Origin of the sequence: Caballeronia sp. INML1 (assembly GCF_023631085.1) — a bacterium.
Lineage (GTDB): Bacteria > Pseudomonadota > Gammaproteobacteria > Burkholderiales > Burkholderiaceae > Caballeronia > Caballeronia turbans.
In genome coordinates this window covers 1-13841 of the sequence record NZ_JALQDT010000018.1, presented here as the reverse complement: position 1 = coordinate 13841, position 13841 = coordinate 1, and the positions used below count along the sequence as shown (strand labels likewise).

Annotated in this window: 14 protein-coding genes and 1 pseudogene; 10 read left to right on the top strand and 5 right to left on the bottom strand. The window is 63.7% G+C overall.

From position 1 onward, the window contains the following. The first annotated feature begins 41 nt into the window (after positions 1 to 41). A complete protein-coding gene (locus NCR38_RS07045; protein WP_061121733.1) occupies positions 42 to 689 on the top strand; it encodes a DUF938 domain-containing protein in 648 nt (215 codons plus the stop codon). Positions 690 to 701: 12 nt separating this feature from the next. Here the strand turns inward: NCR38_RS07045 and NCR38_RS07040 are convergent, their stop codons facing one another. Beyond that, on the bottom strand, positions 702 to 1631 hold the full coding sequence (locus NCR38_RS07040) for a DMT family transporter (protein ID WP_061121732.1): 930 nt from the start codon (positions 1629 to 1631) through the stop codon (positions 702 to 704). A 95-nt stretch (positions 1632 to 1726) separates the two neighbouring features. Between NCR38_RS07040 and NCR38_RS07035 the strand changes: the two genes are divergently transcribed. The 4 genes from NCR38_RS07035 to NCR38_RS07020 all read left to right on the top strand — a co-directional run bounded on the left by NCR38_RS07035 (position 1727) and on the right by NCR38_RS07020 (position 6096). Then, positions 1727 to 2647: a LysR family transcriptional regulator gene (locus tag NCR38_RS07035; protein ID WP_061121731.1), complete on the top strand. Its 921-nt coding sequence runs from the start codon at positions 1727 to 1729 to the stop codon at positions 2645 to 2647. Between the two features lie 131 nt (positions 2648 to 2778). After that, positions 2779 to 3936, top strand: a complete 1158-nt coding sequence (locus tag NCR38_RS07030; RefSeq protein WP_061121730.1) for an aromatic ring-hydroxylating dioxygenase subunit alpha — start codon at positions 2779 to 2781, stop codon at positions 3934 to 3936. A gap of 82 nt (positions 3937 to 4018) precedes the next feature. Continuing rightward, positions 4019 to 4294, top strand: a complete 276-nt coding sequence (locus tag NCR38_RS07025) for a hypothetical protein (RefSeq protein WP_061121729.1) — start codon at positions 4019 to 4021, stop codon at positions 4292 to 4294. 554 nt (positions 4295 to 4848) lie between these two features. Next, positions 4849 to 6096, top strand: a complete 1248-nt coding sequence (locus NCR38_RS07020; protein WP_061121728.1) for a porin — start codon at positions 4849 to 4851, stop codon at positions 6094 to 6096. 103 nt (positions 6097 to 6199) lie between these two features. On the opposite strand, the gene NCR38_RS07015 is transcribed toward NCR38_RS07020, so the two are convergent. Continuing rightward, positions 6200 to 6958, bottom strand: coding sequence for an SDR family NAD(P)-dependent oxidoreductase (locus NCR38_RS07015; protein ID WP_061121727.1), 759 nt, complete (start codon positions 6956 to 6958; stop codon positions 6200 to 6202). Between the two features lie 162 nt (positions 6959 to 7120). On the opposite strand from NCR38_RS07015, the gene NCR38_RS07010 reads away from it, so the two are divergent. Further along, positions 7121 to 7465, top strand: a complete 345-nt coding sequence (locus NCR38_RS07010) for a hypothetical protein (protein WP_061121726.1) — start codon at positions 7121 to 7123, stop codon at positions 7463 to 7465. A gap of 3 nt (positions 7466 to 7468) precedes the next feature. On the opposite strand, the gene NCR38_RS07005 is transcribed toward NCR38_RS07010, so the two are convergent. Further along, the gene (locus NCR38_RS07005) at positions 7469 to 9094 is read right to left on the bottom strand and encodes a hypothetical protein (protein WP_061121725.1); all 1626 of its coding nucleotides are present in this window, start codon (positions 9092 to 9094) and stop codon (positions 7469 to 7471) included. 236 nt (positions 9095 to 9330) lie between these two features. Continuing rightward, on the bottom strand, positions 9331 to 10377 hold the full coding sequence (locus tag NCR38_RS07000) for a DUF2235 domain-containing protein (RefSeq protein WP_061121741.1): 1047 nt from the start codon (positions 10375 to 10377) through the stop codon (positions 9331 to 9333). Between the two features lie 269 nt (positions 10378 to 10646). Here NCR38_RS07000 and NCR38_RS06995 point away from each other — a divergent pair, with 269 nt between their 5' ends. Both NCR38_RS06995 and NCR38_RS06990 read left to right on the top strand, forming a co-directional pair. After that, complete coding sequence (locus NCR38_RS06995; RefSeq protein WP_061121724.1) at positions 10647 to 10856, top strand: hypothetical protein; 210 nt, start codon at positions 10647 to 10649, stop codon at positions 10854 to 10856. A 182-nt stretch (positions 10857 to 11038) separates the two neighbouring features. After that, positions 11039 to 12151, top strand: a complete 1113-nt coding sequence (locus NCR38_RS06990; protein WP_061121723.1) for a hypothetical protein — start codon at positions 11039 to 11041, stop codon at positions 12149 to 12151. A 165-nt stretch (positions 12152 to 12316) separates the two neighbouring features. Here the strand turns inward: NCR38_RS06990 and NCR38_RS06985 are convergent, their stop codons facing one another. Then, the gene (locus NCR38_RS06985; RefSeq protein WP_061121722.1) at positions 12317 to 12643 is read right to left on the bottom strand and encodes a DUF4148 domain-containing protein; all 327 of its coding nucleotides are present in this window, start codon (positions 12641 to 12643) and stop codon (positions 12317 to 12319) included. 389 nt (positions 12644 to 13032) lie between these two features. Here NCR38_RS06985 and NCR38_RS06980 point away from each other — a divergent pair, with 389 nt between their 5' ends. Both NCR38_RS06980 and NCR38_RS06975 read left to right on the top strand, forming a co-directional pair. Then, positions 13033 to 13347, top strand: a complete 315-nt coding sequence (locus NCR38_RS06980) for a DUF4148 domain-containing protein (RefSeq protein WP_061121721.1) — start codon at positions 13033 to 13035, stop codon at positions 13345 to 13347. A gap of 325 nt (positions 13348 to 13672) precedes the next feature. Next, positions 13673 to 13841: pseudogene (locus tag NCR38_RS06975) on the top strand (1,2-phenylacetyl-CoA epoxidase subunit A); the annotation flags it as partial.

The following is a 13841-nucleotide window of genomic DNA, read 5'->3' as shown; positions in this document are numbered from 1 at the left end:
CGATATGACTTTCACTCTACGCACGCGAAGTGCCATCGCATATGAATCAGGCATCATCCGGCCCGGGCGACACTGCACATTCCGACACCGCCGTGCGTCGCCGCGCGCCCGCTGCCGAACGCAATCGCGATGCGATTCTATCGGTGCTCGAGCGCGTGCTGCCGCGAAGCGGCGTCGTGCTGGAGATCGCGAGCGGCACCGGGCAGCACGCCGCGCATTGCGCGGCGGCGCTGCCGGGCATTGTCTGGCAGCCGAGCGATCCCGATGCGGAAGCGCGCGATTCCATCGCCGCCTGGCGTGCCCACGCAGGGCTCGCGAACCTGAACGCGCCGCTTGCGCTCGACGTGCTGAATGACGATTGGGGCATCGGGCACGTGGCGGCGATCGTATGCATCAACATGATCCACATTGCGCCGTGGGAGGCCGCCGAGTCGCTCTTTCGCTGCGCCGGCGCGAGACTGTCGGCGGGGGGCGTCCTGTACCTGTACGGGCCGTATCGGCGTAACGGTGCGCATACCGCGCCGAGCAATGAAGCGTTCGATCAGCAACTGCGCGCGCGAGACCCGCGTTGGGGCGTGCGCGACCTGGAAGCGGTCGCAGCACTCGGAGAAGAGGCCGGCTTGACGCTCGTGGAGACCGTCGCGATGCCGGCCAATAACTTCAGTGTCGTGTTCGAGAAGCGGGCTTAGAGCGGACCGCGCTCACGCTTCGCCCGCTCGCGCCACGAACACGCCGCGCCACGGCACGGTCGCCAGCAGGGACGCCGCGACAATCATCCCGCCGCCGATCCAGCCCGCCATCGACACATGCTCGCCGAGCCATGCGCTCGCGAAAATCGCGCCGAACGCGGGCTCGCTGCCCATCAACAGGGAAACGCGCGTCGGGCTGCTGCGGCCGATCGCGTAGTTCTGCGCGAAGAACGCGAAGAGCGTGCACGCGAACACGAGATACAGCACCGAGCCCCAGAACATGCCGTGACCGGTAAGCGCGGGCAAGGGCTGCCATTGCGACGGCGCGAACATCAGGGCGATCATCGCGCTGCCCGCTGCGACGACGCCCGCCTGCACCGCCGTCACGGTGAGCGCGGGCAGCGGCGCCGCGCGCATGACGCGCTTGGTCACGCAGACCGACAGCGCACGCAACGCGGCGGCGGCGAGAATGAGCCCATCGCCGATATTGAAATCGAAGGACAGCGCGCCGTCGCCCGCGAGCAGCCACGCGCCTGCGAACGACACGCCGACCGCGAGCCACTCCGCCGCGCCGGGACGGCGTCTTAGCAGCGCCCATTCGACGAGCGGCGTCAAGACGACGCACAAGCCGATGAGAAACGCGGCGTTCGCGGCGCGCGTATGCAAGACACCGAATGTTTCGGCCAAAAAAATCGAGAGCAGCAGCAGGCCGAGGACGAGCACGCCGTGCAGCGTCGCCGCGCTCGCATGCCTTAGATGACGCAGACTCACGGCGAGCAGGCAGAACGTGATGCCGAAGCGCAACGCAAGCAGCGCGAGCACCGGAGAGAACGCGAGCGCGGTTTTGACGATGCCGTAACTGCTGCCCCACACCATCGCGACGACGAAGAGCAGCAGATCGGAGAGCGGAAGCAGGCGTCGGGCGGGCGATTCGATGGACATATGGCGGCTCCAGGAGGGGAGCCGTCATTGTCGAATGATGCAGTCGAAGCGATAATCCGGTTCGGACGCACAGCTTTCTTGTCGCAACTGCACAAATGAGCCCCGCCGATCTTTTCGACCTTATGCCCGATATGGCCGTATTCGCGCGCGTCGTCGATGCGGGCAACTTCTCGGTCGCCGCACGGCAACTGGGCAGCACGCCATCGACGGTGAGCCGCCAGATCAAGCGGCTCGAAGAGGCGCTCGCCACGCGCCTCCTGGAGCGTTCGACCCGCAAGATTCGCGTGACCGAGTCCGGATATCAGGTGTATCGCCATTGCCGCGACATGGCAGCGGCCGCATCGGGCGCGGTCGACGCGGCGGGACAGTCGTCGGGCAAGCCGCAGGGGCGCGTCGCGCTGTCCGCGCCCACGGCGTATGCAAAATCCGTAATTCATCCGCTCGTGCCGGCGTTTCTCGCGGCGTATCCGGACGTCGATCTGCAACTCGTCTTCGCCGATCACGACATCGATCCGCTCGACAGCGATGTCGATCTCGTCATCCGCGCGACGAGTCAGCCGCCGCAAGGGCTCGCCGCGCGGCCGCTCGGGCGGGTGCGCTGGCTGCTGTGCGCATCGGCGGCGTATTTGCGTGAGCGCGGCGTGCCGTGCCAGCCGCGCGAGCTTGCGCATCACGACTGTATCCATCTGGGCGAAACCGCCGACGACAACCGCTGGCGCTTCACACGAAGCGGCGAAACGGTGACGGTCGCGGTGCGCGGGCGCTATATCGCCAATCACGCGGGCGCGCGGCTCGAAGCGGCCGAAGGCGGCCTCGGCATTGCGGCGCTGCCGGAATTCGCCGCCCGCGATGCGCTCGCGTCGGGCGCGGTGCAGGCCGTGCTCGCGGATTGGGAGATGCAGGCGCGCGCCTATCAGGGTCCGGTGTGGCTGCTTTATCCGCCCAACCGCTTTCTGCCGCCGAAGGTGCGCGCGCTCATCGATTATCTGCAGGCGCAACTCGCTGAGCGAACGTGAAGTGCGGCACCGTCCCGGCCATTCGGCACGCGCCGAAATGACCGTCGCCGTGTAGACTGCGAATGGTCGTTCAATGCGCCGCGTGTGGATGCGGCGCTCAATCCGATCTCCTTTCATCGGAGGCGTCGTACATGCACGCAGCGTTGCCGCAGGGCGAGCAGGAAGCCGGTTCCATCGATACACCGACGAAGCCGCCGCGCGATCTGCGCCGGGTCGACATTCATCCCGATCACTGGTATCCGCTCGCGTGGTCGAGCGAGGTGAAGACCGGCCATGCGCACGGCGTACGCTTCGCCGGCGATCCGATCGTGCTCGTGCGCACCGCGTCGGGCAAGGTGTTCGCGCTCGAGGACCGCTGCGCGCATCGTCAGGTGCCGTTGTCGGCGGGTGTCGTCGATGGCGAATCGATCCGCTGCTGCTATCACGGCTGGACCTACGACTGCACCGGCCGCTGTACCGATATTCCCTATCTCGGACGCGAGCGCCTGCCCAACGGCGTGCGCGCGTATCCGTGCCGGGAGGCGGGCGGGCTCGTCTTCGTGTTCACCGGCGATCCGGCGCGCGCCGACGCCGCCAAGTTTCCCGACCTGAGCTCCGCCACGGATCGCGCCTACAAGACGCGCCGCTTCGGCCGCGAGGTGAAGTGCCACTATTCCTTCATGCACGAAAACCTGATGGACATGAACCATCAGTTCCTGCATCGGCGGCAGATGGGCAGCATGCGCGCGCGTTCGCTCGGCAGACGGCGCGGCGAGGACTGGATCGAAGTCGACTACATCTTCGCGCGCGAGGCGGGCAAGCAGCCGATCGGCGAGGCGCTCGTTTTCGGGCAGAAGCGCGGCACGAAGCCCGACGACGGCGAAAAGGACGTAATGACGATCCGCACCGAATACCCGTACCAGACGCTCAAGATCCGCACCAAGGACGACACGATGGTGATGGATCTGTGGATCGCCTACGTGCCGCTCGATGCGGAGCAGCGCACGAACCGCACATTCGGTCTCTTGTCGATCCGCCGCCCGAAGATTCCGCTCCTGCTCGATGCCGCGTGGCCGCTGCTCGTCTGGTTTACCGAGCGCATCTTCAAGGAGGATCGGTGGATCGTCGAGCGCGAGCAGGAGGCGCATGACCGGCAGGGCGCGGACCACAATCACGAGGTATTTCCGGTCATCATCGAACTGCGCGCGTTGCTGACGGAGCGCGGCGTGCCGCACGGCGCGGGCAGAAGCACGGGCGACACGCGCCGCGTGCACTTCATTCAGCCGATCCACGAGCAGCCCGCGTCGTGAGAAGTGCGGCGATGCGCCGATTGCACGCTTCGCGCGGTGGCGCTATACAGAAAGCAGAGACCACACACGGAGGACCATCATCATGAACAGCGACCCGAACAGGCCGCGCGACGACGACGCATCGGGTATCGGAGAGGCGCATCCCGAGGTCGAGCATTTCGATGCGGCCATTTCACACGTCGACGAATCCTATGCCGCGGGCAAGATGGCGGCCGGCGCGGCGAAGGGCATTCTGTACAGCATCATCGAGACGCTCGGCACGCTCGTCGGCGATCCGGACCTGCCTTCGCACGCGCGTTCGGGCTATGAAGGTTTGCTCGAGACGGCGCGCGAACTGCGCTCGAAGATCGAGCATTAGCCGTTCGATCGGGCGGCGCAAGCTTGCAGCGCGTTCGCCCGATATTCAGCTTCGCGTTTGCGCATCGTCGGGTAGCTTTCAACATTTGCGATGCGCTGGCGCGTCCCGCCGCCTGAAAAACGCGTGCGCGCCATTTAGGCTGCACTCGGGCATCTGACCTTTCATTCTTCGACTTGCACCGCTGATCCTTGCAGCGCAGCAATCGCGCCACTCTCGCGCCAAAAGGCCGCGTCTGCCGATGGAACGAACGATCGCATTAAAGCAGTCCGGCGCGCCATCAATCAGCCTCGTTTGCATCCTCAGTTCGCCACGGTGTCGTCAGCTCAGCGTCAGTTTCATGCCCGGTTGCCCAATATCTGCGCGTCAGAAAATACTGGTTAACCAGACAGTGAAAAAAAACGACACCCACGAGCGTCTTTCTTTCCCATTCGGTCTGTAAGCCATACACTTGCCCACGATAAAAGTTACGAGTTGAAACATAACGAAGCCACCATTCGGGGGCACCGGTTCCACGACTCGCACGCAAGTAATTGCCCACCGCTTGAGGAGAGAAAATGAAGGGTTTCACACTGACCAAGGCCGCAGTCGTCGCAGCCACGGCGTTCGCCGCCGCGGCACCGGCGTTCGCGCAAAGCAGCGTCACGCTGTACGGTATCGTCGACGATTCGATCGTCTACCAGAGCAGCCAGACGAACCTGGCCAAGACGAACCCGGGCCGCTCGAACGTCAAGATGGCGTCGGGCATTTGGGCCGGCAGCCGCTTCGGCCTGAAGGGCGCGGAAGATCTGGGCGGCGGCAACAAGGCCATCTTCCAGTTGGAATCCGGCTTCGACATCAACAGCGGGCAACAGCAGTTCACCAACGCGATGTTCGGCCGCCAGGCATGGGTCGGTCTGACGAACCCGGGCTACGGTACCGTTACTCTGGGCCGCCAGTACACCTCGTACTACACGCTGCTCTCGCCGTATAGCCCGACCAACTGGCTGACCGGCTACTTCGGCGCGCACCCGGGCGATCTGGACGGTCTGGACACGATCTACCGTGCGAACAACTCGGTGGTCTACACGTCGCCGAAGTTCTACGGCGTGACGGTGAGCGGCTCGTACTCCTTCGCGGGCGTGCCCGACAGCGTGTACCAAGGCTCGACCTGGTCGGCGGCGATCCAGTACCAGCAAGGCCCGATCGGTGGTGCGGTGGCGTTCTCGCGCATCAACAACGCGGCCAACGGCGGCGGCATCTACAACAGCAGCTCGACGACGATCAACAGCACCGCGGCGACCGATGGCTCGGGCCAGCCGGGCGTGTCGGCGGTGACGGCGGGCTACCAGCGCGCGCAAGCTCAGCAGCGCTTCGCGGTTGCGGGCGGCTATCAGTTCAACAGCGCGTGGGACATCTCGGTCACGTACACGAACGTTCAGTACATTCCGGGCGTGAACTCGCTGTTCACGGACGAAGCCGTGTTCAACACGGCCGGCACGGTGCTGCACTGGAAGGCGACGTCGGCATGGGACTTCGCGGCGGGCTACAGCTATACGTGGGCGAGCAAGGCGAACGGCATCAACGACGCAGCGTCGTACCACCAGTTCAACCTGTCCCAGTACTACTCGCTGTCCAAGCGCACGGGCCTGTACGCACTGGAAGCATTCCAGCGCGCGAACGGCAACACGCTGGCAGTGCCTTCGGGCACGACGGCGAACCGTCAGACGGCAGCGAACGCGACGATCGGCGATGGCTTCCAGAGCGCACCGTCGGCATCGCGCAGCATGTTCGCGGCAGGCGTGGGTATCATCCACCGCTTCTAAGCGACGCTTCGCGGCGTGATGCATTAGGCATTACGCATGTTGTATGCAAAACCCGGACGCCTCGTGCGTCCGGGTTTTTTTTGCGCGCAGTGCAATCGTTGCCTCAGATGAACATTCCCCCCGACACCTCCACGCGCTGCGCTGTCATCCACCGATTGCCGTCCGAGAGCATCGCCACGATCGCACCGCCGATATCGTCCGGCAAACCGGCGCGCCCGAGCGCCGTGTTATCCGCGATGAACCGATTGGTGTCGTGATCGTCACGCACGACGCCGCCGCCGAAGTCCGTTTCGATCGCCCCCGGCGCGATGGTGTTCACCGTAATGCCGTGCGGCCCGAGCTCTTTCGCGAGATAGCGCGTGAGCACCTCGATTCCGCCTTTCATCGCGGCATACGCCGCAAATCCCGGCAACGCGAAACGCGTGAGCCCGCTCGACACGTTCAGGATCGCGCCTTCCTCGTGGAGATAAGGCAGGAGAGTCTGCGTAAGAAAGAACGGTCCCTTCAACTGGATGTTGACGAGCTCGTCGAACTGCGCGGGCGTGGTTTGCGCGAAGAGCGCATGAACGCCGATGCCCGCGTTGTTCACGAGAAAATCGAAGTTCTCGCGCTCGAAGGTGTCTTCGAGCGTCTTGCAGAGCGCGTCCCCGAAGGCCTCGAAGGTCTCGCACCGGGCGACGTCGAGCGCCAGCACGGCTGCCTTGCCGCCGCCTTTCGCGATTTCATCGACGAGCGATTGCGCGGCTTGCGCATTGCGGTTGTAGGTGCCGATCACGCCGCAGCCCTGCTGCGCGAGCTTGAGTGCGGCGCTGCGTCCGAGTCCGCGGCTCGCGCCAGTGATGACCGCGATCTTGCCGCTCATGGTTGCATTCACGGTGACTGCTCCTCTGTTTGCGTGCCCGATGGTTCAATGTAGGACGGCGCGGCGCGTGCAGGAAAGGCGCGTCGATGCTGCAACGCACAGGCCGCGGGCGCGGCCTTTGCTGCATTGTTTCGATCGATGCCCGGACCGGAGAATCGCACCATGGTCGATCATGAAAGCAAGGAAGGCAAAGCAGAGCGGCGCGCAAGTCTCGAACGCCCGTTCAGGCTCTTCGCGGTGGAGCAGCGCGTGCTCGCGCAGAACGTCGACGGCAAGGTCATCGACATCGGCGCGATGGATTCGAAGAACGGACAGTTCTGCGCCTGCATGGATTCGGGCGATCTCGTCACGGAGCCGAAGCGCAGCGCCGAGCTTGCGTTGAAGGCGCTCGCCGGCAAGCTGTCATTCGATTATCTCGACGGCCTTTTCACGAGCGAGCGCGAGGCCGAGGTGATGGGCCGTCTGCAGGATTATCCGAGCGTCGAGTTCGAGCTCGACGAGACCTGAAGCTCACACGCCGGGCGGCGGCCCGACAGGGGTGCCTCCCGGCATCGCCGTCCTTGCGGTGTTCTTCGCGAGACCCGTGGCGCGCAGCGCACCGCCGTCGGGTCGCGGGGTTCTCGCGGGCGGATCGCCGCGCGGCGGAAACATCGCGGCGACGAGCCGATCGACGAAAAAGAAGAATTTGTCCGACGCGTAGCCCGCGACGAACGCGATCGCGAGCGGCGACACTTCCTTGCCGCCTTCCAGCAGTTTGCTGAAAAGCCCGATCGAGATGCCGACGATGATCGCACTCGTCACGTGTGCGCGGTTGGCGACCTTCGAATGTTCCGGGTGGAACGTGTTGGCCGCCGAATCGGCGGAGAGCTGCCGCAGGATCGCGGCGCACGCGCCGAGCCACGCGTAGAGCACCGGCAACAGGAAGCCCGTCACCGCGCCGACGATCGACAGAATGATGTCGTTCGCATACAGCGCCATCGCGCGAATGTCCTGATACACCGCGATTTTCTGAAAGCCTTGCGCGACGGCTTCGACATCGGTCGGCAGGTGAGTGTCGCCGGGCTCGGCGCTAGGCTTCGCCAGCAGCGGCAGTGTGATTTCCAGCACTTTGCGCGCGACGTCGGGATTGCATTGCCAGTCGCCGCTCGTGGCCTTGCCGCCGTAATACTTCGGCGAATGCGACGTGCGATACGCGCCCTGGAAATTGAGCACGTTTTCCTCGGCGTCGCAGGGCGCTTTATAGGGACTGCGTATCGCGCCGAGCCCGAGACTCGTCGTGAACGCGCTGATGCGTGACACGTCCGCGAAGAGCTGGCGATTGTTGGTCGCGAAGCGCTGCAGTTCCTCCTTGATCTGCAAGGCGGGCTGCGAGTTCTGCAGCGCTACCACGGCGGCCGAGTCTTTCTTGTCGGCATCGGCAATGGCGACCGCGTGCGCCTGCAACTGGTTATGCAGCGTCAGCGCGGCTGCATCGTTCGCCTTGACGACGGTCGCGATATCCGTCGACACCTGATTTGCCACGAAGAGCAGACACGACAGCGACACGACGAGCAGCGTCAGCGCGATCGCCGAATGCGTGTAGATGCGGATCGCACGGCGTGCGCCTCGCCGCGCTTCGTCGCCCGCCGTTTCGGCGACGACGGGCGTCACCGCGTGCGCGATGCGGCTCATCGCGGCGTAGAACGCGCTCTCGATTTCGGGATTCCACGTGTGGTCCTGCTGCGCGGTGCGCGCCTTCGACATCGCTTCGATATCGTGCTCGTCGAGCGGTTTGCCATTCTTCGCGCCATACGAAACGAGGTCGCGGCAGTGATCGAGATCGACGACGATGCGTCGCCCCGGATACTGCACCGATGCCGCGATGCGGCTCATCGCGCCGTAGAACGCGCTGCCGATCGCACGGCTCCAGATGCCTTGATCGAAGGCGGCCCGGGCGCCGCGCACCGCATCGACGTCGGTCTTCTCGAGGATGGTCCCGGTTTCGGCCGCATGCGAGATCAGCGCCTCGCACTTGGCGATGTCCGCCGCCGCGCGCGGGCCGGGCTCGCCGTCGCTGAAGTCGTCGTCGTTCGTCTGGGCGTCGATGTCGGCCGGCGCGCCATGCCCGGTGAAGTCCGTCGTCGTAGTCGTGCTCATGCCGGTCTCCTCGTGTCCGGGCGGAGCATAGGCTGCGGGCGGACGTCGGCCCGAGCCACGCGCCTCGGGCAGATGGTTTCACATGCAACTACTTACGCGCGGCCGTCGAAAGCACTGCGTCGAAATCTGCGATTCGTTCGCATCGCAAACGTTTGATAGACGAATTCTAGGCATCGTTTTTTAACGACGTGTGCGGGCATGCGCACACAAGTCGTCAGGCGATGCGGATTCCTGAATTAATCTCCGACGGGCAGCGTTTTCAGCTGCGCGACGAGCGCCGGATACATGTCGAGAAAACCGGGCGCGCTCAAGCGTTGAAGCAGGCTCGGGTCGATTGTTTCATTCAACGCCGTTCCCGCTACGCGTGGCTCCTTTTTGCACACGGCCTGCAAAAACGGGTGATGCGCGGTGAACTCGGTGTACGAATCGATCGGCTGCGACTGGAACGCCTGCGGCGGTATCGCGATCGGACCGCCGATCGAAAGGCCGTGGTCCGCTGCCTTTCTGCGAAGCCACTCGGCGGGAATGAGCGGCAGCAGATCCTCGGGCGTGCGCGGCGGCGTGACGTAGCCGCCGCCCACGTTCGCATGCGCGCCCGCGAACCAGCGTTGCTCGAGGGGCAGATTGCTGCCGCGCGTGTCGGCGCCGGGCGTCCACAAGGTCGGCTTGTAGAGCGAGCGAAACTCGTTCGCGGCGATCGCGTGATAAGCCGCCCTGGTTCTGTTCGAGAGCGTCGTGTCGTGGAACTTGTAGTAGCTCGAAAAGCCCGGCACCGGCACGCCGTCGAGCGGAATGCCGAGTTCACCGACGGTATCCCATACGCCGATGAATTCGACATCGACTTCCCGCGTGAACTGCTTGCGAAACTCGACCACCGATTGATCGGCAGGCCCGACGTCCTTGTCGCGATAAACGCCATACGCCTGATCGATCGACTGCGGGCTCCAGTCGTTCGCGAGTCCGCATTTGCGGATCAGCCCGGCGAGGCTGCGCGCGGAATAGGCGCCACGGCTGAAGCCGAAGATGTAGATCTTCGCATCGGACTTGTAGCGCTGACATAGCCACGCGTAGCCGCTTTTGATGTTGTCGCTCAGACCGTCGCCGAACGCGCCGCCGAGAAACTTGTTCGCGAGCGAGAAAAGCCCGTTGCCTTGCGTGCCGACACCGGGGACATAGAAGGTTTCCTGCTGGTCGGTCTCGGGCGCGAGCTTATAGAGCAGATACGCATTGGTGCGGTCGTTGGGCTCGTTCCACGTGCCGTCGAAGAAGATGGCGAGATTCATGAGCGCGCGGGTCTCCGTGTGTGCCGTTCGTCGCGGCGCCGGTATGACAAAAGACGCCGTCAAGTAAGGAATAGGTAATTCGCGCGCGGTGCGCAAGCACGCGAACGGTGCAAACGGCGCTCATGCGAAGGCATGCTGGATTTTGGCGGAAAGACGAGGGATGCCAGGAGCAATGAAGCACGCACGCGCCGCGCAGCGTTGCGGCCGATGTGCGATCCTAGTCTCGCGGCGGCACTCGGGGCCTGCCGCGTTCAATCGCGGGGTGAATCATGAAAAGAACGCCTTTCGCCACGGTCATCGTCCTTGCGGCAGCGACGCTCGCCGCACCCGCTTTCGCACGCGACGACGGGCCGCGCTTCGCGCAGGACCGGCTCGATGCGCTCGTCGCGCAGCACAGGGAAGCGAGCCGTCACATCGCTCAAGAGACATCGCAGGACAAGCAGGCTCAGTCGAAAGCGCAGCGGCACGGCGCTTCGTAAGACGACTTCGCTTGCGGCCTGACAAGGCACCTCGGGTCGCAAAAGCCTTCGATGAACCGGCGTGCAACGCGCCGGAAGCGATCGTGCGCGCCAGGCTCCCAACGGTATGAATTTTGCGGCTTCGGCCCGGGTGTTCCGCGGCCGTGGGCCGTCGATCCTCCTTATCTCCTTCATATAGAGCCATGACAAGGAAAGCCTTATCGGTTGCCATTCTCTCCGTCTCCTTTCTCGCAGCAGGCTGCGCGGGCATCGGCCCGGGCCGCCTCAAGGCCGATCAGGTCGATTACGCCCGCGCGCTCGGCGATGCGAAAAAGCGTGAAATACTTGCCGCGATTGTCGGATTGCGCTTCGCGGACGCGCCGTCGTTTCTCACCGTGAGCAGCATCATCGCCGCGTATACGTTCGATACCACGGGCGGCGTCGTGCTCAATGCCGGCTCGGGCGCGCAGCCGAACTACGCGCAGGCGACAGGCAGCGTCTCCTACTCGAATCATCCGACGTTCACGTTCACACCGACGACCGGCGATGCCTATGCAAGCGCCTATATTCGTCCGCTTTCCCCTACGCTCGTATTGCCGCTCGCCGAAAGCGGCATTCCGATCGATCTGCTGTTGCGCATCACCGCGCAGTCGATCAGCGGCTTGCAGAATGGCAACGCACTGGGCGGGCCGAACGCATCGGGCTCGCCCGAGTTCTTCCTGCTCCTGCAGGCGTTGCGCAGGCTACAGCTGGCGGGCGAACTCAACATCGAAACGCGTAACACGGATGACAAGAACGGCAAGAGCGACAAGAGCGCGAAGGGCAACAGCCCCGACAAGGGCGGCGTCTTCATCACGCTAGGCGCGACGCGCAGCGGGTCGAACAAGGAAGTCGTCGAGGATCTCACGCTCGTGAGAAGGCTCCTGCACCTTTCGCCGAAGATGAAGACTTACGAAATCGTCTATGGACAGTCGTCGGATCGGAACCGCGTTCCGATGGTCACGCGCTCGGTGCTCGGCATCCTCACCGATCTGGGCGCGCAGATCGCAGTGCCCGACGAGCAGGTCGGCAGCGGCGCGACCAAGCCGGGCATCGGGCTGATCGGCGGGGAGACGCGGCCGACCATCATCGTGAAGGTGGGCGAGAAGGTGCCGCGGGACGCATATGTGAGCGCGCTCTATGACAAGTCCCACTACTGGATCGATCGCGGCGACTTCGATTCGAAATACGCGTTCACGGTCGTGCAGAACCTGATGGCGCTCGCGGAGGTCACGGACACGGCGAAGTCGCCGGTCGTTACGATTCCGGCGAACTGAGCCTGGCGGGGGATGGCCTGCTAACGCCGCTCGTATCGAATGTGTCGAATGCAACATGCCATCATGGATAAAGCATTTCGCATGCAAAACGCAACGGGGCGACATCTCGCGGATGTCGCCCCGTTGCGCCAAAGCCGATGCGAATTGGCTGTCGAAGCTGCGCGCTTACTGGCCGAAGTAGGCGCCGAGTGCACGCGATTGGGCGCCGGTCGTGCGACCCGACTGCGACGCGCCGTTAGCGACCGAGCCGTAGTCGCTCGATTGCGTCGGTGCTTGCGCGAGTTGCGTTGCGCTCACGCGAGCTTGCGCTGCCTGGATGTTCGACGGATACGACGGGTCGCTGATGTTCGGGTTGTAGCCGGCTTTTTCGAGTTGGACGAGCTCGGCACGCACCTGAGCGCGGGTGACGGGCGCATCCGACTGCTGCGCAAAGGAAAGGGCGGGAATGGCGAGCGCTGCGGCGACTGCGACGGTGGAAATGAACGTCTTCATGTTGACTACCTCCGATTCGGATATCTGATCATACTGCCGGTTTGGTCTTAAGCAGCTTGTGAACGGAGTGTAAAGACGCGCGTTCCGAAGATCATTCTCGTTTCCGTTGAATGATCTTTGTCGATATAGGAATAATCGGACGGACGCGTTTTGCGTGGCGTCGAAATCGTTTTCGATTCGGCTCCGATAGAGCCTCGCTGCCGTTCTGCCGACGTTACGCTGCATTATGGATCTCCCCCGTGAGACCCTTTCTTTACTGATTTTGCAAAGATGCTTCCTTGACGCTGTGAATGATCATCCGCGGCTATGCCCCTACACTTCGGTCGTTCGCTCGGCATGTCATGAATTCGAAGCGCGCCGGGCTTCATCGGAATATCAGGGAGAGTCAAATGAAATCGTGGGTCAATGCAGTTATCGCAGCCGCCATCTTGTCCACACCGCTTGCGTCGTTCGCGCAATCGAGCGCACCCGTGAGTCGCGCCGAAGTCCGCGGGGAACTCGTCCAACTGGAGAAGGCCGGTTATTCGCCCATCGCGGAAGACGCGTCTTACCCGGCGAAATTGCAGGCAGCCGAAACGCGCGTCGCCGATGTGCGCCTCGCCCAAGTGCAGGCTGAAGGATATGGGTCATCGACGGGTGCGGCGTCGCAATCGGGCCGTGGCAGCAAGCGGGTCGATCCGCAGGGTGTCTTCTTCGGGCAGTGAACCAGTTCAAGATGTCCGCCGATCCGTGCTCGTAATGTGCCGCGTGCTGGTCGATTGCATCCAAAACTCGAAATGCGCTTCTCGGCGTGACTTACGCAAGGCGTGAAGCGACCTCCGCTGCCGGATAACCGGTGGTTTTGCCCAGTCCGTCTGTACGGCTGGGCTTTTTTGCGCGCCGACGCTGGGCGCTCAGACGTGTGATCGCATCGGGTTAACGCGATGCTATTTAAGTCGAAATAGCCGCAAGCAAAATTAATCAACCGGACGGTCGGTTAATAGTTATACTCGGCTCCATCGTATCTTAGAAAAGACGGTGGAACTCCGCATGTACACCCAATCCCTCGACCTCCCGAGTCCCACGCACACAAGCGAAGCGGCCCCTGGCGCCGCCGCACCCGAACAGGCCCGCTTTGACGCGGTGATGCAAGCCGACGGCAAGATCGAGCCGCAGGACTGGATGCCCGAGGCCTATCGCAAGACGCTGGTGCGGCAGA

Bases quoted from the DNA above. Each gene is read 5' to 3' on its own strand.
- NCR38_RS06990 (WP_061121723.1), top strand. From the start codon at position 11,039: ATGACAAGGAAAGCCTTATCGGTTGCCATTCTCTCCGTCTCCTTTCTC.
- NCR38_RS06980 (WP_061121721.1), top strand. From the start codon at position 13,033: ATGAAATCGTGGGTCAATGCAGTTATCGCAGCCGCCATCTTGTCCACA.
- NCR38_RS06985 (WP_061121722.1), bottom strand. From the start codon at position 12,643: ATGAAGACGTTCATTTCCACCGTCGCAGTCGCCGCAGCGCTCGCCATT.
- NCR38_RS07000 (WP_061121741.1), bottom strand. From the start codon at position 10,377: ATGAATCTCGCCATCTTCTTCGACGGCACGTGGAACGAGCCCAACGAC.
- NCR38_RS07035 (WP_061121731.1), top strand. From the start codon at position 1,727: ATGAGCCCCGCCGATCTTTTCGACCTTATGCCCGATATGGCCGTATTC.
- NCR38_RS07030 (WP_061121730.1), top strand. From the start codon at position 2,779: ATGCACGCAGCGTTGCCGCAGGGCGAGCAGGAAGCCGGTTCCATCGAT.
- NCR38_RS07010 (WP_061121726.1), top strand. From the start codon at position 7,121: ATGGTCGATCATGAAAGCAAGGAAGGCAAAGCAGAGCGGCGCGCAAGT.
- NCR38_RS07040 (WP_061121732.1), bottom strand. From the start codon at position 1,631: ATGTCCATCGAATCGCCCGCCCGACGCCTGCTTCCGCTCTCCGATCTG.
- NCR38_RS07015 (WP_061121727.1), bottom strand. From the start codon at position 6,958: ATGAGCGGCAAGATCGCGGTCATCACTGGCGCGAGCCGCGGACTCGGA.
- NCR38_RS06995 (WP_061121724.1), top strand. From the start codon at position 10,647: ATGAAAAGAACGCCTTTCGCCACGGTCATCGTCCTTGCGGCAGCGACG.
- NCR38_RS07005 (WP_061121725.1), bottom strand. From the start codon at position 9,094: ATGAGCACGACTACGACGACGGACTTCACCGGGCATGGCGCGCCGGCC.
- NCR38_RS07020 (WP_061121728.1), top strand. From the start codon at position 4,849: ATGAAGGGTTTCACACTGACCAAGGCCGCAGTCGTCGCAGCCACGGCG.
- NCR38_RS07025 (WP_061121729.1), top strand. From the start codon at position 4,019: ATGAACAGCGACCCGAACAGGCCGCGCGACGACGACGCATCGGGTATC.
- NCR38_RS07045 (WP_061121733.1), top strand. From the start codon at position 42: ATGAATCAGGCATCATCCGGCCCGGGCGACACTGCACATTCCGACACC.